The 21,411-nt window shown below is 73.0% G+C and carries 24 protein-coding genes; 13 read left to right on the forward strand and 11 right to left on the reverse strand.

Annotated features, from left to right (window positions below; all coding sequences use genetic code 11):
- Window positions 1-87 precede the first annotated feature (87 nt).
- Window positions 88-723: a TetR/AcrR family transcriptional regulator gene (locus tag CRP52_RS27310; RefSeq protein ID WP_097238810.1), complete on the forward strand. Its 636-nt coding sequence runs from the start codon at window positions 88-90 to the stop codon at window positions 721-723.
- Between the two features lie 14 nt (window positions 724-737).
- Here the strand turns inward: CRP52_RS27310 and CRP52_RS27315 are convergent, their stop codons facing one another.
- Together CRP52_RS27315 and CRP52_RS27320 are read right to left on the reverse strand one after the other, a co-directional pair.
- On the reverse strand, window positions 738-1,019 hold the full coding sequence (locus CRP52_RS27315) for a hypothetical protein (RefSeq protein WP_097238811.1): 282 nt from the start codon (window positions 1,017-1,019) through the stop codon (window positions 738-740).
- A gap of 170 nt (window positions 1,020-1,189) precedes the next feature.
- Window positions 1,190-1,516 (reverse strand): heavy-metal-associated domain-containing protein, encoded by a 327-nt coding sequence (locus CRP52_RS27320; protein WP_097238812.1) that lies wholly within the window; start codon window positions 1,514-1,516, stop codon window positions 1,190-1,192.
- 219 nt (window positions 1,517-1,735) lie between these two features.
- Between CRP52_RS27320 and CRP52_RS27325 the strand changes: the two genes are divergently transcribed.
- The gene (locus tag CRP52_RS27325; RefSeq protein ID WP_097238813.1) at window positions 1,736-2,896 is read left to right on the forward strand and encodes a permease; all 1,161 of its coding nucleotides are present in this window, start codon (window positions 1,736-1,738) and stop codon (window positions 2,894-2,896) included.
- Window positions 2,897-2,921: 25 nt separating this feature from the next.
- Here CRP52_RS27325 and CRP52_RS27330 read toward each other — a convergent pair whose 3' ends face one another.
- Window positions 2,922-3,524 carry a hypothetical protein gene (locus tag CRP52_RS27330; protein ID WP_097238814.1) on the reverse strand — a complete coding sequence of 201 codons (603 nt, stop codon included), beginning with the start codon at window positions 3,522-3,524 and terminating at the stop codon, window positions 2,922-2,924.
- 223 nt (window positions 3,525-3,747) lie between these two features.
- Between CRP52_RS27330 and CRP52_RS27335 the strand changes: the two genes are divergently transcribed.
- Window positions 3,748-4,161 (forward strand): GNAT family N-acetyltransferase, encoded by a 414-nt coding sequence (locus CRP52_RS27335; protein WP_097238815.1) that lies wholly within the window; start codon window positions 3,748-3,750, stop codon window positions 4,159-4,161.
- A gap of 64 nt (window positions 4,162-4,225) precedes the next feature.
- On the opposite strand, the gene CRP52_RS27340 is transcribed toward CRP52_RS27335, so the two are convergent.
- Window positions 4,226-4,630, reverse strand: a complete 405-nt coding sequence (locus CRP52_RS27340) for a nuclear transport factor 2 family protein (protein ID WP_097240379.1) — start codon at window positions 4,628-4,630, stop codon at window positions 4,226-4,228.
- A gap of 94 nt (window positions 4,631-4,724) precedes the next feature.
- Between CRP52_RS27340 and CRP52_RS27345 the strand changes: the two genes are divergently transcribed.
- The 3 genes from CRP52_RS27345 to CRP52_RS27355 all read left to right on the forward strand — a co-directional run bounded on the left by CRP52_RS27345 (window position 4,725) and on the right by CRP52_RS27355 (window position 6,269).
- A complete protein-coding gene (locus CRP52_RS27345) occupies window positions 4,725-5,219 on the forward strand; it encodes a MarR family winged helix-turn-helix transcriptional regulator (RefSeq protein WP_097238816.1) in 495 nt (164 codons plus the stop codon).
- Window positions 5,216-5,671 (forward strand): MarR family winged helix-turn-helix transcriptional regulator, encoded by a 456-nt coding sequence (locus CRP52_RS27350; protein WP_097238817.1) that lies wholly within the window; start codon window positions 5,216-5,218, stop codon window positions 5,669-5,671. Before CRP52_RS27345 ends, CRP52_RS27350 begins: the two co-directional genes overlap by 4 nt.
- Before the next feature lie 196 nt (window positions 5,672-5,867).
- Entirely contained in the window at window positions 5,868-6,269 is a 402-nt protein-coding gene (locus tag CRP52_RS27355) for a hypothetical protein (protein WP_097238818.1), read from the forward strand.
- Between the two features lie 64 nt (window positions 6,270-6,333).
- Here CRP52_RS27355 and CRP52_RS27360 read toward each other — a convergent pair whose 3' ends face one another.
- A complete protein-coding gene (locus CRP52_RS27360) occupies window positions 6,334-6,552 on the reverse strand; it encodes a DUF397 domain-containing protein (protein WP_097238819.1) in 219 nt (72 codons plus the stop codon).
- The gene (locus CRP52_RS27365; protein ID WP_097238820.1) at window positions 6,549-7,406 is read right to left on the reverse strand and encodes a helix-turn-helix domain-containing protein; all 858 of its coding nucleotides are present in this window, start codon (window positions 7,404-7,406) and stop codon (window positions 6,549-6,551) included. Before CRP52_RS27365 ends, CRP52_RS27360 begins: the two co-directional genes overlap by 4 nt.
- Before the next feature lie 259 nt (window positions 7,407-7,665).
- Between CRP52_RS27365 and CRP52_RS27370 the strand changes: the two genes are divergently transcribed.
- From CRP52_RS27370 to CRP52_RS27380, 3 genes are read left to right on the forward strand one after another with little or no spacing between them, the layout of a single operon-like run.
- Entirely contained in the window at window positions 7,666-8,100 is a 435-nt protein-coding gene (locus CRP52_RS27370) for an ATP-binding protein (protein WP_097238821.1), read from the forward strand.
- Window positions 8,097-8,387: a hypothetical protein gene (locus CRP52_RS27375; RefSeq protein ID WP_097238822.1), complete on the forward strand. Its 291-nt coding sequence runs from the start codon at window positions 8,097-8,099 to the stop codon at window positions 8,385-8,387. The genes CRP52_RS27370 and CRP52_RS27375 overlap by 4 nt, the downstream gene beginning before the upstream one ends.
- Window positions 8,366-8,587 carry a hypothetical protein gene (locus tag CRP52_RS27380; protein ID WP_097238823.1) on the forward strand — a complete coding sequence of 74 codons (222 nt, stop codon included), beginning with the start codon at window positions 8,366-8,368 and terminating at the stop codon, window positions 8,585-8,587. Before CRP52_RS27375 ends, CRP52_RS27380 begins: the two co-directional genes overlap by 22 nt.
- A gap of 56 nt (window positions 8,588-8,643) precedes the next feature.
- On the opposite strand, the gene CRP52_RS27385 is transcribed toward CRP52_RS27380, so the two are convergent.
- Both CRP52_RS27385 and CRP52_RS27390 read right to left on the reverse strand, forming a co-directional pair.
- Window positions 8,644-9,525, reverse strand: a complete 882-nt coding sequence (locus tag CRP52_RS27385) for a hypothetical protein (RefSeq protein WP_097238824.1) — start codon at window positions 9,523-9,525, stop codon at window positions 8,644-8,646.
- Window positions 9,526-9,571: 46 nt separating this feature from the next.
- Window positions 9,572-9,913: a metal-sensitive transcriptional regulator gene (locus CRP52_RS27390; RefSeq protein ID WP_373560527.1), complete on the reverse strand. Its 342-nt coding sequence runs from the start codon at window positions 9,911-9,913 to the stop codon at window positions 9,572-9,574.
- A 169-nt stretch (window positions 9,914-10,082) separates the two neighbouring features.
- Here CRP52_RS27390 and CRP52_RS27395 point away from each other — a divergent pair, with 169 nt between their 5' ends.
- Entirely contained in the window at window positions 10,083-12,332 is a 2,250-nt protein-coding gene (locus tag CRP52_RS27395; RefSeq protein WP_097238826.1) for a heavy metal translocating P-type ATPase, read from the forward strand.
- Window positions 12,333-12,498: 166 nt separating this feature from the next.
- Here CRP52_RS27395 and CRP52_RS27400 read toward each other — a convergent pair whose 3' ends face one another.
- From CRP52_RS27400 to CRP52_RS27410, 3 genes are all read right to left on the reverse strand, one after another.
- A complete protein-coding gene (locus CRP52_RS27400) occupies window positions 12,499-12,798 on the reverse strand; it encodes a serine hydrolase (RefSeq protein ID WP_097238827.1) in 300 nt (99 codons plus the stop codon).
- Window positions 12,771-13,622 (reverse strand): serine hydrolase domain-containing protein, encoded by an 852-nt coding sequence (locus CRP52_RS27405; protein WP_179852933.1) that lies wholly within the window; start codon window positions 13,620-13,622, stop codon window positions 12,771-12,773. Before CRP52_RS27405 ends, CRP52_RS27400 begins: the two co-directional genes overlap by 28 nt.
- 247 nt (window positions 13,623-13,869) lie before the next feature.
- Complete coding sequence (locus CRP52_RS27410) at window positions 13,870-15,660, reverse strand: serine/threonine protein kinase (RefSeq protein WP_179852934.1); 1,791 nt, start codon at window positions 15,658-15,660, stop codon at window positions 13,870-13,872.
- A 232-nt stretch (window positions 15,661-15,892) separates the two neighbouring features.
- On the opposite strand from CRP52_RS27410, the gene CRP52_RS27415 reads away from it, so the two are divergent.
- The 3 genes from CRP52_RS27415 (at window position 15,893) to CRP52_RS27425 (ending at window position 21,404) form a co-directional block, all read left to right on the forward strand.
- The gene (locus tag CRP52_RS27415) at window positions 15,893-20,143 is read left to right on the forward strand and encodes a hypothetical protein (protein WP_143685833.1); all 4,251 of its coding nucleotides are present in this window, start codon (window positions 15,893-15,895) and stop codon (window positions 20,141-20,143) included.
- A 125-nt stretch (window positions 20,144-20,268) separates the two neighbouring features.
- The gene (locus CRP52_RS27420; protein WP_097238831.1) at window positions 20,269-20,694 is read left to right on the forward strand and encodes a hypothetical protein; all 426 of its coding nucleotides are present in this window, start codon (window positions 20,269-20,271) and stop codon (window positions 20,692-20,694) included.
- Window positions 20,691-21,404: a nucleotide exchange factor GrpE gene (locus CRP52_RS27425; RefSeq protein WP_097238832.1), complete on the forward strand. Its 714-nt coding sequence runs from the start codon at window positions 20,691-20,693 to the stop codon at window positions 21,402-21,404. Before CRP52_RS27420 ends, CRP52_RS27425 begins: the two co-directional genes overlap by 4 nt.
- Window positions 21,405-21,411: the final 7 nt, after the last annotated feature.

The following is a 21,411-nucleotide window of genomic DNA, read 5'->3' on the forward strand; positions in this document are numbered from 1 at the left end:
GATACGGCGCGTTTCTTGTCTTCGACTGTAGACTCGGCCCGGTAAGAAACGCAACGTATCTACGAGAGTCGGCGCGGGAGGGTCGGGATGAACGAGCGGGTGGGCACCTCGGAGGCATCAGGCACCTCGGGCGCATCGGGCGCCTCGCGGCGGCGCGGTGACGAACTGGAGCGGGCGATCCTGGACGCCGTCTGGGCCGAACTCGCCGATCACGGCTACGACCGGCTCACCATGGAAGGCGTCGCCGCCCGCGCCCGCACCAGCAAACCGGTGCTCTACCGCCGCTGGCCCAACCGGGCCGCGCTCGTCATCGCCGCCCTCGGCCGCAACGCCCCCGACTACCAGGAGCCGCCGGACACCGGCGAGTTGCGGGCGGACCTGGCGCTCTTCCTGGGCAGCCTGCTGCACCGCTTCGACGACCTGCCGACCGACGCCGTCCACGGCTTCCTGGTCGACCTGCTGCGCGACCCCGAACTACGGGCCGGATTCACCCACGGGCTGACCGCCCGAGGGCCGGTCGACAGCCTGGGCGCGATGATGCGCCGCGCCGCCGACCGGGGCGAGATCAACCCCGCCCGGGTCACCCCGCGGGTCGTCTCGCTCCCGCTCGACCTGCTGCGGGACGCGTTCCTGACGGGCGGCACCGTGCCGTCCGACCGGGTGGTGGCGGAGGTCCTGGACGAGGTCGTCATGCCGCTGCTGCGGGCACCGTCAGAGAGTTGACGTCTCGTCAACTCCTATGCGACAGCGTGCCGCAGGTCGTAGAGGTACGACTTGCCGGCCTTCCAGCTGCGCCACGGGCAGAGCGGCGGGAACGGCTCCCCGGCCGTTCCGCCCGGCAGTGGCGCGGAGTTGGGCACCCCGTCGGCGCCGACGGTGCACCAGCCGCGTTCGGGGAGCCAGCGGCACCAGACGTCCAGGTCGGTGCGCTTGAACGACGGCCGGCCGTTGAAGGTGCCGTCCGGGACGAAGTGGTAGACCAGGCCGTCCAGGCGGCGAACGAACTCGATTCCCGGCACTGTGGGCCGCCCTCCCTTGGATACCCCCCGATACCCCCACCCCGTACCCGCAAGCGGCCGGATCGGACCGGTTCCTGTGCGGTGAGGCGGTTCTCCACCCTACCGGCGTGTGAGGGAAGGGGAGTCGGCCCGGACGGGCGTGGGGGTCGCCCGGGCCGACGACTGGGCGATCAGCCGTCCAGGCGGCCAATCAGGTCGTAGCCGGCCTCGTCGACGGCGGCAGCCACGTCGGCGTCGACGAGCGGCCGGGTGCTGCCGACGGTGACCTTGCCGGTGGCGAGGTCCACGGCGACATCGGTGACACCGTCGAGCTTCTTCAGCTCGGCGGTGACGGAGCTGACGCAGTGTCCGCAGGTCATGCCCTTGACCTGGAAGGCCGAGCTCAGGGCGGACGCGGACGGCGCGGCGGGGGCCTCGGCGGCGCCGGTGCTGCACGAGCCGCAGCAGGAGGAGGCCTCGACTGTGGCCGGCTGGACGGTGGCGGTGGTCTCGCTCATGGGTGTGCTCCCTCTGTCGTCAAGTGCCCGGCGCCGCACGGGGAGTAGGCCCCGGCGGCTGCTTCGCTTCTGAACATACCTTACCCCCCTAGGGTATCCACGAGTTTCTGATGGCCCCTGAATGCCTCGCGGCGCGCCATGGGCTTGGATACCCCGCATGGGTATATGGTGTGGCCGCGCCGATCGAGTCCCACCACGCCGCGGGGAAGGCGGACCGCCATGCACGCGATCCTGCACGCACTGTCCATCGCCGGAGCGATGACCTGGCAGATCACCTGGGCCCTGATCCTCGGCTTCCTGCTCTCCGCCGTCGTCCAGGCCGTGGTCCACAAGTCCACCGTCGTCCGTCTGCTCGCCGACGACCGCCCGCGCACCCTCGCCGTCGCCGCCGCCCTCGGAGCGGCGTCCTCCTCCTGCTCGTACGCGGCCGTCGCCCTGGCGCGCTCGCTGTTCCGCAAGGGCGCGAACTTCACCGCCGCGATGGCCTTCGAGATCGCCTCCACCAACCTGGTCGTCGAACTCGGCGTCATCCTGGCCCTGTTGCTCGGCTGGCAGTTCACCGCGGCCGAGTTCGTCGGCGGACCGGTGATGATCCTGGTGCTCGCCGTCCTCTTCCGGCTCCTGCTGCGCGACTCCCTGGTCCGCCAGGCCCGCCACGAGGCCGAGTTCGGCCGGGCGGGCGCGATGGAGGGCCACGCGGCGATGGACATGTCGGTCGCCGGGGAGGGCTCCTTCGTGCGCCGGCTGCGGTCCCGCCAGGGCGTCACGTCCGTCGCGCACGTCTTCGTCATGGAGTGGGCGGCGATCCTGCGCGACCTCGTCCTCGGCCTGCTCATCGCCGGCGCCATCGCCGCCTGGGTGCCCGACTCCTTCTGGCAGGCCTTCTTCTTCGCCGACCACCCCCTCGCCGGCAAACTCTGGGGTCCACTGATCGGTCCGCTGGTCGCGATCGCGTCCTTCGTCTGCTCGATCGGCAACGTGCCGCTGGCCGTGGTCCTCTGGAATGGCGGCATCAGCTTCGGCGGTGTGGTCGCGTTCATCTTCGCCGACCTGCTGATCCTGCCGATCCTCACCATCTACCGGAAGTACTACGGCCGCCGGACGGCCCTCTTCCTCCTCGGCACCTTCTACACGGCGATGGTCCTGGCCGGGTACGCCGTCGAACTCCTCTTCGGCGGGCTCGGGCTGATCCCCGACCAGCGGACGGCCGAAGTCCCCATGTCAGGCGTCGAGTGGAACTACACCACCTGGCTCAACATCGCCTTCCTCCTGCTCGCCGCCGCCCTGCTGGTCCGCTTCTTCCGCACGGGCGGCGCGGCCATGCTGCGCATGATGGGCGGCTCGCCGGAGTCCGCCCACCATGCGCACGACCACCACTGACGCGTCCGGTGGCCGCTGCGGCCCGTCAGGCCTTGCGAATGGAGTAGGCGACGCCGCTCCCGGCGCAGGTGGTGGTGCTGTAGTAGCTGGTGACGACCCATCCGGTCGGAATCGGCGAGAAGGAGCACACGGCCAGATAGGTCTGGTTGGCGGCGTTGAGGATGGTGTACGCGACGCCGCTGCCCGCGCAGTTGTTGGCGCCGCCGTAGGAGGTGGTGACGACCCAGCCCGCCGGAATGGGCGAGAAGGAGCAGACGCCCAGGTTCGTCTGGTTGGCGGAGTTCATGATGGAGTAATTCACGCCGCTGCCCGCGCAGTTGACCGCACCGCCGTAGGAGCTGGTGACGACCCAGCCCGCCGGGATGGGCGAGAAGGAACACACGCCCAGACTGGTCTGCCCGTTCGAATCGGTGATGGTGTACGAGACACCGGTGCCGGGACAGTTGAAGCTGCTGTAGGAGTTCGTGATGACCCACCCCGCCGGAATGGGCGAGTTGGAGCAGACGGTCATGCTGCCGGTGACCCGCTGCGGCGCCGCCTGAGCCTGCGCGGTCGCGACGGTCACCGTGCCCAGCAGCATCAACACGACCGTCAGCAGCTTCGGGAAGTGGTTCCGTAAGGTCTTCAAGGTCTGTCTCGCTTCTTCTCGACGCGCTACGCGCACGGGGGATTGATTGAGCTGAAGTGAACCCCTGCGAACAGTTCGTTCACCTCAGCTGAGAATGGTGTCAGAGTTACCCCAGCGACACCAGAGCACCGTCGGCGACGATCGAGGCCGCCCCGGCCGACTTCCCGCGCACCGATCGAAGGAGGGGTGATCACGGCCCCGGACGCATGGCAGGCTGCTCCGCATGGTGATCAGTGATGCGTCGCAGGTTGGTGACGAGGTGTTGGTGGTGTGTCCCGAGCTGACGGATGCCGAGCTCAACGAGTTGTTCGGCGCGTCGTGGCCGGACCACCGGTCGACGTCCTTCGTGCCGGTGCTGGCCCGCAGTCTGGCCTGGATCGCGGCGCGTCGGGGCGGTCGGCTGGTCGGTTTCGTCAACGTCGTCGGCGACGGCGGTGCGCACGCCTTCGTCCTGGACACGACGGTGCACCCGGACGAGCGCCGGCAGGGGCTCGGGATGCGGCTGGTGCGTGCGGCTGCCGAGGAGGCGCGGGCACGCGGCGCCGAGTGGCTGCACGTCGACTACGAGCCGCATCTGGAGTCCTTCTACGGCCAGTGCGGATTCCGGCCGACCGCCGCCGGGCTCATGCGGCTCTGAGTAGCCGCCGGTGCGGTGACCGACAGGGACGACCTCACGAGGAGGACAGCGCCAGAAGGACGACTCAGGAGGGCGACTCGGAGGCGGACGGCCCGGAGGCGGACGGCTCCATCTCCCCCGCGAAGACGATGATCTGGTCGATGAGGTTCCGCCGCAGATGGACGACGTCCGTTCCCGCCAGGCGGGGGCCTCCGTCCGGTGTGGTGAAGACCCACCGGTACCGGGCCCACTCGTCAGGCATGTCCACCGCCGAGCAGCGCGCCATCGTGCCGGTCCCCGCCGGGTGGCGCCGGATGTCCAGCACGAACCGTTCGACCGCCGCGAGTCCTTCGCTGCGGCCCAACGGCCCCCAGAAGACCACGTCCGAGGTCAGGGCCTGGGAGAGCAGGGCAGTCACATAGCTGTCGTCCGAGGCGTTGAACGCGGAGATGAACGTGTCGATCGCGGAGCGTGCCGTCTCTTCCTGCATGCCCCAGTAATACCAGCCGTTGCGCGCGAGGGGTGCCGTCGCGTCCGCCAGAAAATAGTAGCCATGGACATAGTATCCATGTACTCTATTCGACATGAGCAAGGGTTCACTGGGTCCCACGCCCGGCTTCCTGGTATGGCGGCTCGCCAACAAGTGGCGCGTCGCAGTCGATCGCGCGGTGGCTCCGCTGGGCCTCACGCACGCGCAGTACGCACTGGTCGCGTCGCTGTACGGCATGCAGCGCGCCGGCGAGCGGCCCAGTCAGCGCCAACTCGCCGACCGCACCGGCCTGGAGGCGCTGTACGTCTCGAAGCTGGCGCGCACCTTGGAGTCGGCCGGCCTGATCGAGCGTGCCCGCGATCCCCGCGACCCGCGCGCCGTACAGCTCGCCCTCACCGAGCAGGGCCAGGCCGTCACGCGGCGGGCCATCGCGGTGGTGCAGGACCTGCTCCAGCAGTTGCTGGAACCGCTCGGCGGCCTCGACGCCCCACGGACGCGCGCGTTCACCGACGAGCTGACGACTCTGCTCGACGCGCCTCTCGCACCATCCGTACCGAACGACGAGACCACTCAGGGGACAACATCATGACCACCACCGACTTCACCACCGCATCCGTCGCCGACGGCCGCGCCCTCGGCCTGGCCCACTACGCCGCCCGCGGTGTCCTGGAGCACGTTCTGACCCGGCACGGCATCACGTTCCCGCAGCAGATCGCGCTACGCGCCGCGATCACCGTCGATGCCCCGCAGACGCCGGACGATCTCGTTACCCAGGTCCGGGGCTCCCTCAAGGCCGATCCGGCCGACATCCACGCCACTCTCGACGAACTGCTGGCCAAGCAGCTGCTCGTCGCGGACGGCGCGCGCCTTCGTCCCACGGACGCCGGGCGCGAGCTGATCGCCGCCGTCGACGCGGAGACCGCCCCGATCACCGCACGCATCTGGGGCGGGATACCCGCCGAGGACCTGGCCGCCGCCGGCCGCGTCCTCGCCCTGGTCACCGAGCGAGCCAACGCGGAGCTTGCTGCGCTGACCGCCTGACCGCCCAGATCAGGGTCTGTTGCGACCGTGCTGAAAGCGCGGACGGGCCGGGTGGGGTGATGCCTCGTCCGGCCCGTCCGCCCTCTGCTCAAGGTCGAGCGTGGTCACAGCCCCTCCAGTGTCGCCCACTGATTCACGCGTCAAGATTCACTTTTGACGCACGGCCTAGGCTGAGGTCGTGACCGGGAATCTTGAGTTGCGTACGTTTCAGGTGGGCGAGATGCACGCCGAGTTGCGCGGGCTGAACATGTCGGACGACCTCGAAGGGATGATCGAGGGCACGCCGTACCTGCACCGCCGGTTCAGGGTCATGCAGTTGGAGAAGCAGCTCGCAAAGACGCCGGGCATGTACGTGCACGACCTGGACGGCATCCGGGCCGACGCCGCGGCGCGGGTGGACACCTGGCTGCCACGGATCAGGGTGCACGCCCGGCTGAGCGCGCCCTGGTGCCCCGACGGGGTGACCGACCCCGGTCACAGCGAACTGTCCGTGGTGTGGTTCCAGCGGGCCGGCGATGACCCCTTCGGCCGGTTGGCCGAGATCGTGCGATCGCTGGACTGGACTGCCCTGGCCCGGTTCGAAGCAGATTTTGATTAGTCGCTCGAAGTGGAGAGGTGTGCACGAGAAGTCGGCCTGGCCGACTTCTCGCGCACATGATGGTTCAGGCGGTGGGGAGTTCGCCGTTCTTGATGGCGGCGACGAAGGCCGTCCACGCGTCGGTGGGGAAGACGAGCGCCGGCCCGCTGGGGTCCTTCGAGTCCCGGACCGGAACGATGCCGGTGAAGCCGTCGGCGACTTCGATGCAGTTTCCCTGGTTGCCACTGAACTTGCTCTTGCGCCAAGCCGCGTACTTCAGGCTGTCCCGACCAGGGTCGATCATTCGAGTTCCTTTGCAATCTGTGTGACGAGCCGCCGCGACGGTCCTACGTCGAGGGCCGCTGCCCGAAGCCGGTCGAAGGCCTGGTCGTAGGCTGTTACATCGTCATCCCGTTCGAGGTAGAGGCTACTCGTCAGAGCCTCGGTGTACACCACATCGAGATCGTTCCGAACGGGGAACTCCATGATCACGAACGAGCCCAGAACGCCGGGATGTGCGCCGGCCTCGAACGGCACGACCTGCAAGGTCACGTTCGGTTCCTTGGAGGCTGCGATGAGCTGTTGCAGTTGTTTCGACATGATGGCCTTGCTGCCGACGACCCGTCGAAGTGCGGCTTCGTCTACGATCGCCCAGAGCTTGAGTGGTTCCTCCCGCCGTAGCGCGGCGTTCTGCCGCGCCATGCGCACGTCGACCAGGGCGTTGACCTCGTCGGCTGTGCCCTCTGGCTGGAGCTTTCGAGTCACCGCCCGTGCGTAGTCGGCGGTCTGAAGCAATCCAGGGATCAGAGACGATTCGAAGTTCCGGATCGACACGGCCTCCGCCTCGAAGCTGATGAACGAGGCATAGCGCTGCGAGATCACATCCGAGTACGGCTGCCACCACACTCTGCGCTTGCCCTCGCGTGCCAGCGTTGCGAGTGCCTCCCGGGTTTCCGGATCGGTGACCTCGTAGACGTCGAGCAGTATCCCGACTTCGTTCGCTCGTACTCCGTGGCGGCCGTTCTCCAGCCTGCTGACCTTGGACTGGTGCCATCCGAGACGTGCTGCCACGTCATCGACCTTGAGGTTGAGTCCTTCTCGGATCCTTCGAAGCTCCGCGCCCAGCATTCGGCGGCGCACCGTTGGCGTTGCGGCCACGCTCCGGCCTCCCCTCGTCGCGCTCTGTCGTCGCGTCAGTCTGGCGTAGCGGAAGTGGTTTCGTCACATCAGGTCCGAAGAAGCATATGCACTTTGATGGATCGCGTTGCACCGATCCACCGCCAAGGAGCATGCTTACGAAGTGTGGTGCAAGTCACCACGCAGCGTGATCCTCGCGGCTCATTGCTCGGGCATTCCCTTGCCCTCCGCCGTCCTTCGGATCGCGATCTTTCCCACCACCCCCGGAGGAGGCCCCGCCATGCCCGGAATGTTGGAGAAGCCGCCCGCCCCCACCAATCCGTTCTCCTGGTGGTTGCCCAGGCACCACAAGTCCGCCGGGTTCGCCCGGCGGTTGCTCCGAACCTTCCTCACCGCCCAGCCCGACGGTGAACGGTTTCTCGACACCGGTGAGTTGGTGCTCGGCGAGCTCGTCACCAACGCGGTCCTGCATGCCAAGTCCCCCAGGGGGCGGCTCATCTACGTCCAGTTCGAGTTCCGCCCGGACGCCCTCCGCATCGAGGTGCACGACGCGGACTCCAACCGACCCTCGGTGCCGCGTCCCGTCTCCGAGGAGGACGAGACGGGGCGGGGGCTCTGGTTCGTCTCCCAGCTCGCTGCCGGCTGGGGCTGCTGCCCGCGGGTGGGTGGCATCGGCAAGGTGATGTGGGCGCTGATCGACGGGGGTACGGAGTGAACGTCGAACTCCCCGAACTCCCGTTCCCTGTCACCGTGGAGATCAAGGGCGTCACCGAGGTCGCCACCTTCACCGAGCTCTCCGACGCCCTGGCTGCCATCCGTGCCAGCCTCGCCCGGCTCCCGCTGGACGACGATCAGTCCGCCTACCTCGCCGACCTCTTCGGCGAGGCCTCTGCCGCCCGGATCGCCCACCGGTTGGTCGAGTTCGGCGTGGTGTGCGCGATCGCCTACATCGGCATCGAATCGATCCATCCGATCTACCTGTGTGCGGCGGCGCCCGCCTGACCGGGCGGCGACTCAGCTGGACGCGGATCGAGATGTGGTGGTGCCTCAAGGCCCAGTTCTCCCGCCCGATCCGCGCCATCAGCCCCCGCCGCCATGCCGCCCACACCGAGATGCAGCGCTGGGCGGCCACCCCGGGCAACGCCGAAGCCCTCCTTCGCGCCGTGCTCCGGCAGGCCGCCGCCCGCAACCCGCTCGCGTGAACGGACAACGGAAGGTGCCGGGCGGACCCCCGCAGGGACCGCCCGGCACCTTCCGGCTACGCCTGCCCGGTGGTCACGGTGAACGCCGCCGTGTGGACGGTGTCCCCGTGCTGGAAGTCCAGGAAGAGGCGGTAGCTTCCCGCGCTCGGGGCGGTGGTGGTGAAGGCGATCTCGGGGCCGGGGGTGCTGGTGTCCGGGTGGACGTGGAGGTAGGCGAGGTCGCCGGCGCGCAGTGCGACCAGGTGGCCGTACGCACCCAGGTAGGGCTGGAGGTCGGTGACGGGCTTGCCGTCCCGGCTGACGTTCAGGGTGAGTCGGCTGCTGCGGCCGGGGGTGAGGTCGCCGGTGAGGGTGACGGTGTAGCCGTCGACGGTGGCAGTGCGGCCGGTCTGCGGTAGGGGCGCGGGGCGGAGGTCGCCGGCGGCGTGGAGGTCGGCGCCGAGGGTGAGGCCTTCGGCGGCGCCGGCGGGGGTGAAGTCGGCGAAGACCCGGTACTCGCCGGCGGCGGGTACGGCGGTCGGGGCGCTCCAGGTGCCGTCGGCGGCGAGGGTGGGGTGCAGGTGCTGGAAGGTGGACAGGTCGCGCGGGGCGACGATCAGGTGCAGCTCCTTCTCGTGCTGCTGCTGGTACGCGGTGACCGGCTTGCCGTCCGTGCCGAGGATGCGGAACCGCAGGTCGGTGGGGGAGCCGGCGGTGACGAAGGGGCTGTCCAGGTTGAGGGTGTAGCCGCGTTCGGAGATCTCCAGCCCGCCGGGGAGGTGGTCGGCGCCCGGGCCGTCCTCGGAGTGTTCGGCGTGCGCAGCGTGGCCGGCGGCGTGGGTGGCAGGGGCAGGCCCGGCGGAGGGGCCGCTGCCGGTGGCGTGGCCGACGCCGAGGGCGAGGCCGAAGGCGGCGGCGAGGCCGGCGGTGAAGGCGGTGACGCGCAGCGCGGTGTTCATGGCGGGGTGCTCCTCGGGGCGTAAAGGGGGCGTCACGGATGCCGGCTCAGGTGCGCATGAGCCGGGCGATGGCCTGGGTGGCCTCGGTGATCTTGGTGTCGGCCTCGTCGTTGCCGGCGCCGCCCGCGATGGCGTCCTGGACGCAGTGCGCGAGGTGGCCGTCGAGCAGGTGCAGGGCGACGGACTGGAGGGCCTTGGTGGCGGCCGAGACCTGGGTGAGGACGTCGATGCAGTAGGTGTCGGTGTCGACCATGCGCTGGAGGCCGCGGATCTGGCCCTCGACGCGGCGCAGTCTGCGCAGGAGCTGGTCCTTCTCGGTGCGGTAGCCGGTCATGCGTGCCTCCTCGGGTTCCGGTGGTGGGTGGGGTGCCTTGAGTGAATACCCCATGGGGGTATCAGGTCAAGCCCGATCGGGCCGGGGAAAAATACCGCCCCGGGGTATCGGTCAAGGCTTGCTGCAGATACCCCTCGGGGGTATAAATGGATCTCGGCACCACCGGCAACACCACCCGATACCCCACCCCGGTACCGGCCCCGGAACGTCACGAGGAGCAACGATGACTACGCAGGCACCCGCCTCCGCGGAGGTGGAACTCTCCATCGGCGGAATGACGTGCGCCTCGTGCGCGGCCCGCATCGAGAAGAAGCTCAACCGAATGGACGGGGTCACCGCCAGCGTCAACTACGCCACCGAGAAGGCGAAGGTCGCCTTCGAGGACGGCGTCGAGGTCGCCGACCTGATCGCCACCGTCGAGGCCACCGGCTACACCGCCGCCGTGCCCAGGCCTCCGGCCGAGCAGGGCCGGGGGCAGGGCAAGGAGCCGGCCGAGCCGGCCGACGTACTGGCCCCGCTGAGGCAGCGGCTGTTCACCGCGCTGGCGCTCGCCGTGCCGGTGATCGCGATGGCGATGGTGCCCGCGCTGCAGTTCGACAACTGGCAGTGGCTGTCCCTGACCCTGGCCGCCCCGGTCGTCACCTACGCCGCCTGGCCGTTCCACAAGGCCGCCTGGACCAACGCCCGGCACGGCGCCGCGACGATGGACACCCTGGTCTCGCTCGGTACGGGAGCCGCGTTCCTGTGGTCGCTGTGGGCACTGTTCTTCGGCGACGCCGGGATGCCGGGCATGCGGCACGGCTTCGAGTTCACCATCGCCCGCAGCGACGGCGCCTCCAACATCTACCTGGAGGCGGCGGCCGGCGTCACTGCCTTCATCCTGGCCGGCCGCTACTTCGAGGCCCGCTCCAAGCGCACCGCCGGTGCTGCGCTCAAGGCGCTGCTGGAGCTGGGCGCCAAGGACGTGACGGTGCTGCGCGGCGGGGCCGAGGTGCGCATCCCGGTCGCCGAACTCGCCGTCGGCGACCGCTTCGTGGTCCGGCCCGGGGAGAAGATCGCCACCGACGGCACGGTGGTCGACGGCGCCTCGGCGGTGGACGCCTCGATGCTGACCGGCGAGTCCGTCCCGGTCGAGGTCGGGGCCGGCGACAGTGTCACCGGTGCGACCGTCAACGCGGGAGGACGGCTGGTGGTCGAGGCCACCCGGGTCGGCGCCGACACCCAACTCGCCCGGATGGCCAAGCTGGTGGAGGACGCGCAGAACGGCAAGGCCGCCGCGCAGCGGCTCGCCGACCGGATCTCCGCCGTCTTCGTCCCGATCGTGATCACCCTCGCGGTGGCCACCCTCGGCTACTGGCTGGGCACCGGCGAGGGCTGGACCGCCGCCTTCACGGCCGCCGTGGCCGTGCTGATCATCGCCTGCCCGTGCGCCCTGGGCCTGGCCACCCCGACCGCCCTCATGGTCGGCACCGGCCGCGGCGCCCAGCTGGGCGTCCTGATCAAGGGCCCGGAGGTGCTGGAGTCCACCCGCAAGGTCGACACCATCGTGCTCGACAAGACCGGCACCGTCACCACCGGCCGGATGACCCTGCTCGCGGTCCACACCGCCGCCGGCACCACCGAGGCCGAGGTGCTGCGTCTGGCCGGCGCCCTGGAGCACGCCTCCGAGCACCCGATCGCCCGGGCGATCGCCGACGCCGCCGCCAGGGCCGGTGAACTGCCCGCCGTCGAGGGCTTCGAGAACGTCCCGGGCCTGGGTGTCCAGGGCGTGGTGGACGGTCACGCCGTGGTGGCCGGCCGGGAGGCGCTGCTGAACCAGTGGTCGCAGTACCTGTCGGAGGGCCTGGCCGAGATCAAGCTCAACGCCGAGGCGGCCGGCCGTACGGTGATCGCGGTCGGCTGGGACGGCGAGGCGCGGGCCGTCCTGGAGGTGGCCGACGCGGTCAAGCCGACCAGCGCCGAGGCGATCGCCCGGCTGCGCGAACTGGGCCTGACCCCGGTGCTGTTGACCGGGGACAACCGGCTGGTCGCCGAGGCGGTGGCGGCCGAGGTCGGCATCGCGCCGGAGCACGTGATCGCCGAGGTCATGCCGCAGGACAAGGTCGACACCGTCAAGCGGCTGCAGGCCGAGGGCCGGGTCGTGGCGATGGTCGGCGACGGCGTCAACGACGCGGCCGCGCTCGCCCAGGCCGACCTGGGCCTGGCCATGGGCACCGGCACCGACGCCGCCATCGAGGCCGGTGACCTCACCCTGGTCCGCGGCGACCTGCTGGCCGCGGCGGACGCCATCCGGCTCTCCCGCCGCACCCTCGGCACCATCAAGAGCAACCTGTTCTGGGCCTTCGGCTACAACGTCGCCGCCCTGCCGCTGGCCGCCGCCGGCCTCCTCAACCCGATGATCGCGGGAGCGGCGATGGCCTTCTCCTCGGTCTTCGTGGTCGGCAACAGCCTCCGGTTGCGCCGCTTCCGCTGAGCCTCCCAGGCGCAGGCCCCCAGGCCCTCCACCGCTGGCCCCCAGGGCCCCGGAACCGCTACCCAGCGGTGCCGGGGCCCGCGGTGTGTCCGGCGGACCGCCGCTCCCCGACCGGACGCGAGGCCTGACGCGAGACCGCCCGCGACGCCGCCGGCAGACCGCCCGCTCAGCCGTCCGCGATGCCCAGCGCCGTCCGGATCCCGCCGACCAGCCGGGCGTCGAGCCCGCCGACGGTCATCCGGTTCTTGACGAGCGCGAAGGAGAACCGGTGCGTCGGGTCGGCGAAGGCCGTGCTGCCGCCCGACCCGCTGGTCCCGAAGCCGTCCGCCGGGCGCACCGGCGCCCCGGAGTCGTCCCCGACCACGAAGCCGAGGCCCATCGTCCAGGGGATGCCCAGCATCCGGTCCACGCCGCCGGCCCGGCCGGTGGTCGCCGCCTTCAGGGTCGCCGGGGAGAGCAACTGCACCCCCCCGGCTCGCCGCCGCAGGCCAGTGCCGCGTACAGCCGGGCGACCGCACGCGCGGTCATCACGCCGTTGGCCGGTAGCGCGGTGCGCCGGAAGTCGGCGCGGTTGGCCAGCGCGGCCACCGGGAGCACGGCGGGCGGGGCGCAGACGAAGAACGGCGCCCCGGCCGGGATCCCCTCCAGCCGGGCCGCCCAGCCGCCGTCGTAGCAGGTGGCCACCCGCGCCGACAGGTGCTCGGGGACGTGGAAGAGCAGGTCGTCGGCGATCCCCAGCGGCCCGGCCAGCTCCTCCCGCAGCAGCTCCGCGCAGCTCCGGCCGGTGGCGCGGCGCAGGATCTCGGCGACCAGCACCCCGTACGTCCAGGCGTGGTAGCCGACCGCGCTGCCGGGCTCCCACAGCGGCTGCTGCCGGGCCAGCCAGTCGGCCGTGGCCGGGAGGTCCAGCAGTCGCTCGGGGGTGATGTCGGCCGGCAACTGCGGCAGTCCGGCCGTGTGGGAGAGCACCTGCCCGAGCGTGATCCGCTCCTTGCCGGCCGCGCCGAACTCCGGCCAGTACCGGGCCACCGGTTCCTCGTACGCCAGCACGCCCCGGTCCACCAGGACCGCGACCAGGGCGGCCGCCACGCCCTTCCCGGTGGACCAGGCCGGGACCAGTGTGTCCGGCCCCATCGGGCAGCCCGAGGCGGTATCGGCCACGCCCGCCCAGGCGTCCACGACCAACTCGCCGTCCAGCCACGCGGCGACCTGTACGCCGAGCTCCGCCCCGGAGCCGGTGACCTCAGCCAGGAGCGCCTCGACCTGCCGCTGCGCCGGGTTGTCCGGCACCCTCCGGCGTTCCGTCCCGCGTCCCGTCCCGATTTCCATCCGGCTTCACGCCCCCTCCGTCGGGGCCCCGTGCGGGCCCGATCGGGGGTACCAACTCGCTCGGCGGCCGAAAGGATCCCGCCCCGCCCGTGCCGTGCGAACCCCGGCGCGAACCCCGCGGTGAACCCCGCAGCGAACCCCGCGGTGAACCCCCGAGGTGAACCCCGCAGCGAACCCCCGAGGTGAACCCCGCAGCGAACCCCAGGCCTCACGCCTCCTCCGGCAGCTCCACCGCCTGCCAGCGGTACGCCGCGTCCTCCTGCCAGACCTGCAGCTCGCCCTCCACCACCGCGGCCAGGCAGAGCCGCCAGTCGTCGCCCATCGCGAGCGCGACCCGGGTGGCCGGGCGCAGGGTGGGGCGCCACCAGCGCGGGCGGCGGGAGGCGCCGCCGGCCGGCAGCCGCAGCCGGACGCCGCCCGCGCCGGCCAGGGCGACGGTCGGGCCGCCGCGGTGGCCCACCATGGCGATGTCGAGGGAGGGTTCGCCGTCACCGATCTCGGTGCCGGGCCCGGCGGTTCCGAGGGTGTGCAGCTGGACGGAGCCGTCCGGGCGCAGGGTGGCGGCCTGCGGTCCGGCGGAGGTGCGGGCCAGGGCCCCGGCGCGCAGCGGGCCGGCCGGGCCGAGCGGGAGCGGCGGTTCGGTGGCGCCGGGCCGCCAGCTGAGCACCCGTTCGCGGTGCTCGACCAGGAGCAGCCAGCTGCCGGGGCGTTCCTCGACGGCCGCGAGGACGCGGTCGGCGGGGCAGCCGGGCAGTTCCTGGCCGGTGAGGGTGAGGCCGGGCGCCCAGCGGTAGGAGCGCAGTGCCCCGCCGGCGGCCGTCCAGACCGTCATCTCCCCGGCCGGGCTGACCGCTCCCGCCAGGCCGCTGACCCCGCGCGCCGCCTCCCACCAACCGCCCGCGGTGCCGACCCAGAGGGAGCCGCCGCGGTCTTCGACGCAGACCACCAGCTCGTCCTGGCGCCCGGCCCAGCCGGCCGTCAACTCCCGTACGGCGCCAGGCCCCTGGCCGGTGGGCAGGCGCCGGCCGGTGCCGCCGGGGCCGGCCAGGGCGGTGCCGTCGGCGCCGCCGGTGACGAGCAGCGGGCGCCCGGCCCGGTCGGGCAGCACGGTCAGGCCCGCGGTGCGGGCCACCGGCCGGTGGGCGCGCAGCAGTTCGCGGCCGCGGCCGACCCAGGGGCCGAGCGGGGCGGGGCGGCGGTCCGGGTCGCGGGCCAGCGGTTCGCAGGCCCAGCGCGTCAACTCCTCGCCGTAGCCCGCCGCGAGGAGTTCGGCGCGGGCCTGTTCGGCGGCGAGCCGGTGGTCGAGCCGGCCGTGGTCGGGCAGCAGCAGGGTGCGGGCGAGGGTGCCGACTGCGAACAGGTCCTTGGCGGTAGTGGGGAACCCGCCGACCTGCTCGGCCTCCGGCGGTACGTGTCCGGGGGTGAACACCGCGACGGTCAGGGTGTGGTCGAGCGGGGCGAGGAAGGTCAGGTCGATCAGTTTGACCTGCCCCTGGCCGTCCACCAGGACGTTGGCGGGGGAGATGTCGCGGTGCACCCAGCGCTTGCGGTGCAGCTCGTCGACGATCCGGCAGAGCCGGGTCAGCACCTCGGCCACCGCCGGCGGCCCGCCGCGCTGGGTGCGGGCCCAGGTGTGCAGCGGCACGCCCTCGACCCAGGGCGAGATCTGGTAGCCCAGCAGCCCGCCGGAGGGCACCGTGCCGGGCCGGTGCGGGGAGGGGCCGAGCAGGAAGCTGGGCACGACCAGGTCGGTGACGCCCAGTCGGTGCGCGTTGTGCGAGACGTCGTCCCAGCGGCCGAGCCAGCGCCGCACCTCGGACGGGTCGCGCTCCAGCATGATCTTGGCGGCGACCAGCTCCTTGCGCCCGTTGTGGCCGGTGCGCACCGCCCGCCACACCTCGGCCTCGCCGCCCCGGTGGTGGAACTCCAGGAGTTCGTACTGCTCGGGGTCGAACTCCGGCCCGAACCGGAGCCCGGGCACCCAACGCGACTCGGACACACGACCCCCGACGGTTCTGACCGCTGTTGACGCCCTTGTGCACGGACAGGTGATTGGACAGGTGAATGGACAGGTGGTGCGCCGCCCAGGATAGTGCTCTTTCCTGTTCGTCTGTCCGGGCGAGGGCCTATTCTGATGGCGCCCGAGCAACATCACGACACGACGTCAACTCATGATTGCCCGACGGTTTTTGATCATGGAGTGGCGGAATCCGACCACAGGGGGACGGTGCATGGCGCTACTAGCGGTGCTGCTGATCGTGGTGGCACTGGCCGGTGCGGCCACCGTCGTACTGGTCCGCCGCAGAACCTCCCCGGACGCCGAGGCGGTGGCGAAAGCCCTGGCCACGGCCGCCGAACGGCTTGCCGCCGGCAAGGCCGCCCAGGCCCGCCGCCGCTACGCGCGACTGGCCCGACAACTCGCCACCGGGCCCGCGGAACTGCGCCCGCAACGCGGCCTGGCCCTGCTCGGCCAGGCCGAGGCCACCATCCCCACCGGCGACCGGCAGGCCACCCTCGCCCTGCACCGCGAGGCCTTCCCGCTGCTCGCCGACCCGGCCCGCCAACTGCCCCGGTGGAGCCTGCGCCAGCTCGCCGAGGAACGGATACGGACCGCGGACGGCGACCTCGCGCCGTCGCCCGACCCCGCCACACCGCTCGACCCCGCCGCACCGCGCACCCCCACAGACCCGCTCGCCCTCGCCGCACCGCTCGCCTTCCTCCAGGCCACCGCCGCCGGCGCCGAACCCGGCGAGGAAGCCGACACCGCCGCCCGCACCCTGGACTGGCTGCAGCGCCGCTGCCGCGAAGGCACCCCCGCGCAGCGCGAGGAGACCACCGCCCGCGCCCTCGCCGCCCTGCCCGGCCGCGACTGGCCGGTCCTCGCCCGCGCCGCCCTGCTGCGCGACACCGACCGGGCCGCCGAAGCCGAGGCCCTGCTCGCCGCCACCGCCCCCGGCGGCAGCGGCGAACTCTGGTTCCGCTGGGGCGCCCAGCTGTACACCCTGCACCGGGACGAACCCGCCGTCACCGCCTTCGACGAGGCCCTGCGCCGCGGCCCCGGCGAACCCTCCCCGTGGGGCCGCGGCCCGGCGCTGCGCACCGACACCCTGCTCTTCCGCGGCCTCGCCCGCCAGCGGCTCGGCGCCACCGAGGCGGCCTGGGGCGACCTCGCCGCCGCCGCCGTGGAGACCCCCACCGACCCCCGCCCCCGCTACGCCCTCGGCCGGCTCGCCCTGCTGCTCGGCGCCGACGACCAGGCCCGGGACCAGTTCACCGCCGCCCTGACCGTCCAACCCTCCTTCGCCCCGGCCCGGTTCGGCCTCGCCCTGGTGCACGAGCGCGCCGACCGCCCCGCCGAGGCCGCCGCCGACTACCGCACCGGCCTCGACCAGGCCCCCCACTGGCGCCCCGCCCGCATCCGGCTCGGCGCCGCCCTGCTCGCCGCCGGCCGGCCCGCCGAGGCCGAGCCGGTCCTGCGCGCCGAAGCCGACACCGAACCGGGCACCCGCTGGACCACGATCGCCGCCTTCCACCACGGCCTCGCCCTGGCCCGCACCGACGACCCGGCCGGCGCCCTCGCCCGCTGGGAGCCGCTGGACGACGCCGACCTGCGCGAACGCCGGGCCCTGGCCCGCGACCGGCTCGCCCGCACCCGCCTGGCCACCGACCCCGCCGCCGCCCGCGAACTCTGGCAGCAGGCCGCCGCCGAACACCCGGCCGCCCCCGGCTACCGCGCCGCGCTGCGCGAGGCCGCCCTGCGCGAGGCCGCCCACCTGCTGGTCACCGGCCGCGACCGCCCCGAGCAGCGCCACGGCGCCACCGCCGCGCTCGCCCTCGCCGACACCCTGCCCGGCGCCCTCACCCACCGTCAGGCCCGGCTGCGCGCAGCCCTGGCCCTGGCCGACGGTACGACCGAACCCGTCAGCACCCTGCTGGATGCCACCGGCGGCCTGCGCGACCGCTACCACCTGGCCGCCGTCGCCCTGCTGGCCGGCCGCCCGGCCCAGACGATCGCCCTGCTCGGCCCGCCCGACCCGGCCGGCGACCCGGCGACCGCCCGACTGCGCGCCCTGCTCGCCGAACGGGCCGGCAACTGGGCCGTCGCCCTGGACTGGTACCGACACTTCCTGTCCGCCGGTACGGCCCCCCGGGACGACGCCCCGCCCGCCTTCGGCGACTGCACCGGCTGCGACCGCCCCGCCACCGGCGCCTGCGGCGGCTGCGGCCGCGAGGCCTGCACCGACCACCTGTACGCCCCCGAAGGCACCGCCTCACCCCGCTGCATCCGCTGCGCCGGCCCCGCGCTGCGCGCCGTCCTGGACTGCGCCCGCCGCGCGGGCACCCCCGACCAGGCCGAGCCCGTCCTCGCCGCCTGGGCCACTGTCCTCGGCGACGGCGACGGCGACGGCACCGCTGCCGCGCCCGTCCGCCTCGACCTCGCCCTGCTGCGCGCCGAACTCGGCCGCCACGACGAGGCACTGGCCGACCTCCCGCCGGACGCCACCGCCCTGCGCGCCGCCGTCCTGGTCCGCCGGGCCGGCGCCGCCCTCGCCGCCGACCGGCCCGGCCAGGCCGCCGTCGACCTGCGCCAGGCCCTCGCCCTCACCCCGGACCACCCGCAGGCGGCCGGCGCCCTGGTGCTGCTCGCCGAGCACGAGGCCCACCAGCACGCCCTCGACGGCCGCCACCGCGAGGCCTGGGAGGCCTACCGCACACTGCTGCGCCAGGACCCGGCCCACCCCCGGCTGCTGCACGCCCTCGGCCTGGCGGGCTACCGCCTCGCGGCCGCCGCAGGCGCACCCGACGGGCCCGGCACGGCGGACGAGGAGGTCTGGGCCTGGACGCTCGGCTGCCTCGTCGCCGCCCTGTACCAGCCCGAGCTGTGGGCCGAAACCGCCCGGACCACCGGCCGCACCGCCGAACCGCAGCGGCTGGCCGCCGCCCGGGCCGGGCTGATCGACCGCCTCCGCGACGACCTGCGCGCCCTCGACCGGGCGGCCGGGCGCGGTGGCGACGAGATCACCGCCTGGACGCTGCGCCTCGGCATGGAGGCCCACGGCGCCGACGCCTTCGCCCAAGAGGACGTCCGGATCACCCTTCCCGGCCGCCCCGCCCGCCGGCTGACCGCCGGCCCCACCCTCGACCGGCTGCTCCGCGCCCGACCCGGCGCGGCCGAGTCCGGACAGGCCGAGCCAGGCGCAGCCGAATCCGGCCCCACCGGGTGGGCCGAGGCCTTCGACCGGGCCGTACGGCCCTGGCGGCAGAGCGCCCCCGGCCCCGGCGCAGCACCGCTCACCCGGGCCCTCAGCCTCTTCGGCGCCCTCGGCCCGCAGTACTACCTGCAGCTCCAGGGCCGTCAGGCCGCCGCCGTCGCCGCCCTGGACGCGGTGGCCGAGAACGAGCGCGGCGAGGCATGGCAGGCCCTGCTCCGCGACTCCCTGGTCGCCCAGGCCCGCGAGCACCACCGCAACCAGGACTGGCGCGAGGCCCTGGACTGCCTCACCCGCGCCCGGGCCGTCCCCGGCGCCGTGCTGCCCGCCGACGCCGCCGCCATCGCCGCCGAGTCCGGCGTCCGGGCAGCGCGCGCCCTGCTCAAGAACAGCCTGGACGACCAGCCCGGAGCGGCCGAACTCCTGGAGAAGGCCCTGGCGTTGGCCCCCGACGACCCCGAGGTCCGGGGCGACCTCGGCGCCACCTACGCCCAGTGGGCCCGCAAGATCAACAACGAGGACAAGGACTACACCCGGGCCCTCGACCTGCTGCAGAAGAGCCTCGACCTCGTCCCCGGCGACCCGACCGCCCGGCACTTCCTCGAAGCCGCCCTCGGCAACCGGGCCGGACAGCTCAGCCACCCCGAAGCCACCGACGCCGAACTGGAAGAGGCCGCCGACGCCTGGCGGGCCCTGATCGCGCTCAAACCCGACCCCGACAACAGGCTCGGCCTCGCCTTCGTCCTGCGCCACCTCGCCCGCTCCGCCGCCTTCGCCGACGACCGCGTCCGCGCCGTGGAGCGGATGGCCGAAGCCCTGGACGCCGACCCGGAATGGGAGGGCGACGCCCGCCGCGAGGCCCCGCGCCGGGTCGCGGTGATGCTCGCCAACCACGTCGTGGACGCCCTGCAGGACAAGCCGTTCACCACCCAGGCCGCCCTGCTGCAGAAGGCCAAGTCCTACGACGACTCCGACGACATCCGCCGACTGATGGTCAGCGTCTGGCGCGGCGAGGCCATCGGCCACTACGAGGCCCGCAGCTACGTGCAGGCGATCCGACTGCTGGAGGAGGCGCTCGGCCTCTCCCGCACACCGGAGGACGTCGCCAAGCTGCACCGCGAACTCGGCATCGTCTACGGCTCGTACGCCGTCCAGAGCGCCAACGCCCGCCGACTGCGGGAGGCCCGCGAGCTGGCCCGCCAGGCCGTCGAGCACAGCCCGGAGGACGCCGAGCTGCGCGCCATGCAGCGGCGTATCAACGGGCTCTACTGACGGCAACCGCACGGCAGTCGGCATCGTCCTTCAGCCGTAGGACCTGTCATCGCCGCGCCGCTCAGCCGCACCGCCATACCGCAGTACCGCCGTTCCAGTCGCCGTGAGGAGAGGGGCCGCCCGCCATGCCACTGCACGAACCGTCGCCGTACGAGGTCCTGGGCATCCCGCTCACGGCCGGTGTGCGCGAGATCAACCTCGCCGTCGGAACGGCGACGAGGGCGGGCCGCTACACCCGCCAGCAGGTCCAGGAGGCCGCCGCACTGCTGCGCAACCCGGACCGGCGGCTGGAGGCCGACCTCCAACAGCCCCTCCCGCCGGAGCCGGTCGACCAGGCCGCCGACCTGCTCGCCCCCGCCCTCGCCGAACCGCTGCTGGTGATCGAGCGCCCGCCACTGCCGCCCGCCTCCGCCCTGCCGGCCCTGCACCGCGCCGAACTCGCCGCCGACTACGCCGATCCGGCCCCGTCCGGCGCCGACCCCGAACCGCCCGTCCACGCCCGCTACGCGGCCGACCTGTCCGTCCTGCCGCAGATCGAGGTTCCCGAATGACCGACGCACCGACCGCGCCGACCGCGCCCACCGAACCGGCCGCACCCCTGCTCGACGGCCACCGGCGGCTGGAGATCCCGCCGGGTGTCGAAGAGGTCGATCTGGAGCGGAAGTTCGGGCAGCTGCTCTTCCGGGCCTCGCTGCTGGGCAGCAAGTTGACCGAGCAGCGGCAGGCCGCCCGGGCCGAGCAGCGCGAACTGCTGGGCATCCTGGTCGAGGTGGACGACGCGCTCGCCGCCCTCGGGCTGGACGGCGAGCTGGTGGCGCTCGGGCGGGGGGCCGGGATCGAGGCCACCCGGCGGCGGCTGCTCGGGCAGCTCGCCAAGGCCAAGGTCCGCCCGATGCGGCTGGAGGGCATGACGGCGGACCCGGACCTCACCGAGATCGTCGGGACGGAGGCCCGGCCCGGGGTGGCCCCGGAGACGGTGGTGCGGACGGTGCTCACCGGGTTCTTCTGGGAGGACGAGGTGCTGCGCCGGGCCCAAGTGGTCGTCGCCGCACCGGAGTCGGAGAAGCCGTGGGAGCTGCCCGCGGCCGAGGCGCCCGCGTCGACGCCCGAAGCGACGCCGGAACCGACGCCCGAGCCCGAAGCCGACGCCGAAGCGGAAGCCGAAGCCGCCGCGCCGGTCACCCGCGCCCGGCCCAAGGCGGCCCCGCCCCGGGCCCGCCGCAAGGGCGCCGCGGGCAAGCGGGCCAAGCGCAAGAAGTAGCCAGGAC

The organism is Streptomyces sp. 1331.2 (genome assembly GCF_900199205.1).
Classification (GTDB): Bacteria; Actinomycetota; Actinomycetes; order Streptomycetales; family Streptomycetaceae; genus Kitasatospora.

Bases quoted from the DNA above. Each gene is read 5' to 3' on its own strand.
- CRP52_RS27385 (WP_097238824.1), bottom strand. From the start codon at position 9,525: ATGAACACCGCGCTGCGCGTCACCGCCTTCACCGCCGGCCTCGCCGCC.
- CRP52_RS27415 (WP_143685833.1), top strand. From the start codon at position 15,893: ATGGCGCTACTAGCGGTGCTGCTGATCGTGGTGGCACTGGCCGGTGCG.
- CRP52_RS27345 (WP_097238816.1), top strand. From the start codon at position 4,725: ATGAGCAAGGGTTCACTGGGTCCCACGCCCGGCTTCCTGGTATGGCGG.
- CRP52_RS27360 (WP_097238819.1), bottom strand. From the start codon at position 6,552: ATGATCGACCCTGGTCGGGACAGCCTGAAGTACGCGGCTTGGCGCAAG.
- CRP52_RS27425 (WP_097238832.1), top strand. From the start codon at position 20,691: ATGACCGACGCACCGACCGCGCCGACCGCGCCCACCGAACCGGCCGCA.
- CRP52_RS27390 (WP_373560527.1), bottom strand. From the start codon at position 9,913: ATGGGGTATTCACTCAAGGCACCCCACCCACCACCGGAACCCGAGGAG.
- CRP52_RS27335 (WP_097238815.1), top strand. From the start codon at position 3,748: ATGGTGATCAGTGATGCGTCGCAGGTTGGTGACGAGGTGTTGGTGGTG.
- CRP52_RS27370 (WP_097238821.1), top strand. From the start codon at position 7,666: ATGCCCGGAATGTTGGAGAAGCCGCCCGCCCCCACCAATCCGTTCTCC.
- CRP52_RS27325 (WP_097238813.1), top strand. From the start codon at position 1,736: ATGCACGCGATCCTGCACGCACTGTCCATCGCCGGAGCGATGACCTGG.
- CRP52_RS27420 (WP_097238831.1), top strand. From the start codon at position 20,269: ATGCCACTGCACGAACCGTCGCCGTACGAGGTCCTGGGCATCCCGCTC.
- CRP52_RS27395 (WP_097238826.1), top strand. From the start codon at position 10,083: ATGACTACGCAGGCACCCGCCTCCGCGGAGGTGGAACTCTCCATCGGC.
- CRP52_RS27340 (WP_097240379.1), bottom strand. From the start codon at position 4,630: ATGCAGGAAGAGACGGCACGCTCCGCGATCGACACGTTCATCTCCGCG.
- CRP52_RS27350 (WP_097238817.1), top strand. From the start codon at position 5,216: ATGACCACCACCGACTTCACCACCGCATCCGTCGCCGACGGCCGCGCC.
- CRP52_RS27310 (WP_097238810.1), top strand. From the start codon at position 88: ATGAACGAGCGGGTGGGCACCTCGGAGGCATCAGGCACCTCGGGCGCA.
- CRP52_RS27320 (WP_097238812.1), bottom strand. From the start codon at position 1,516: ATGAGCGAGACCACCGCCACCGTCCAGCCGGCCACAGTCGAGGCCTCC.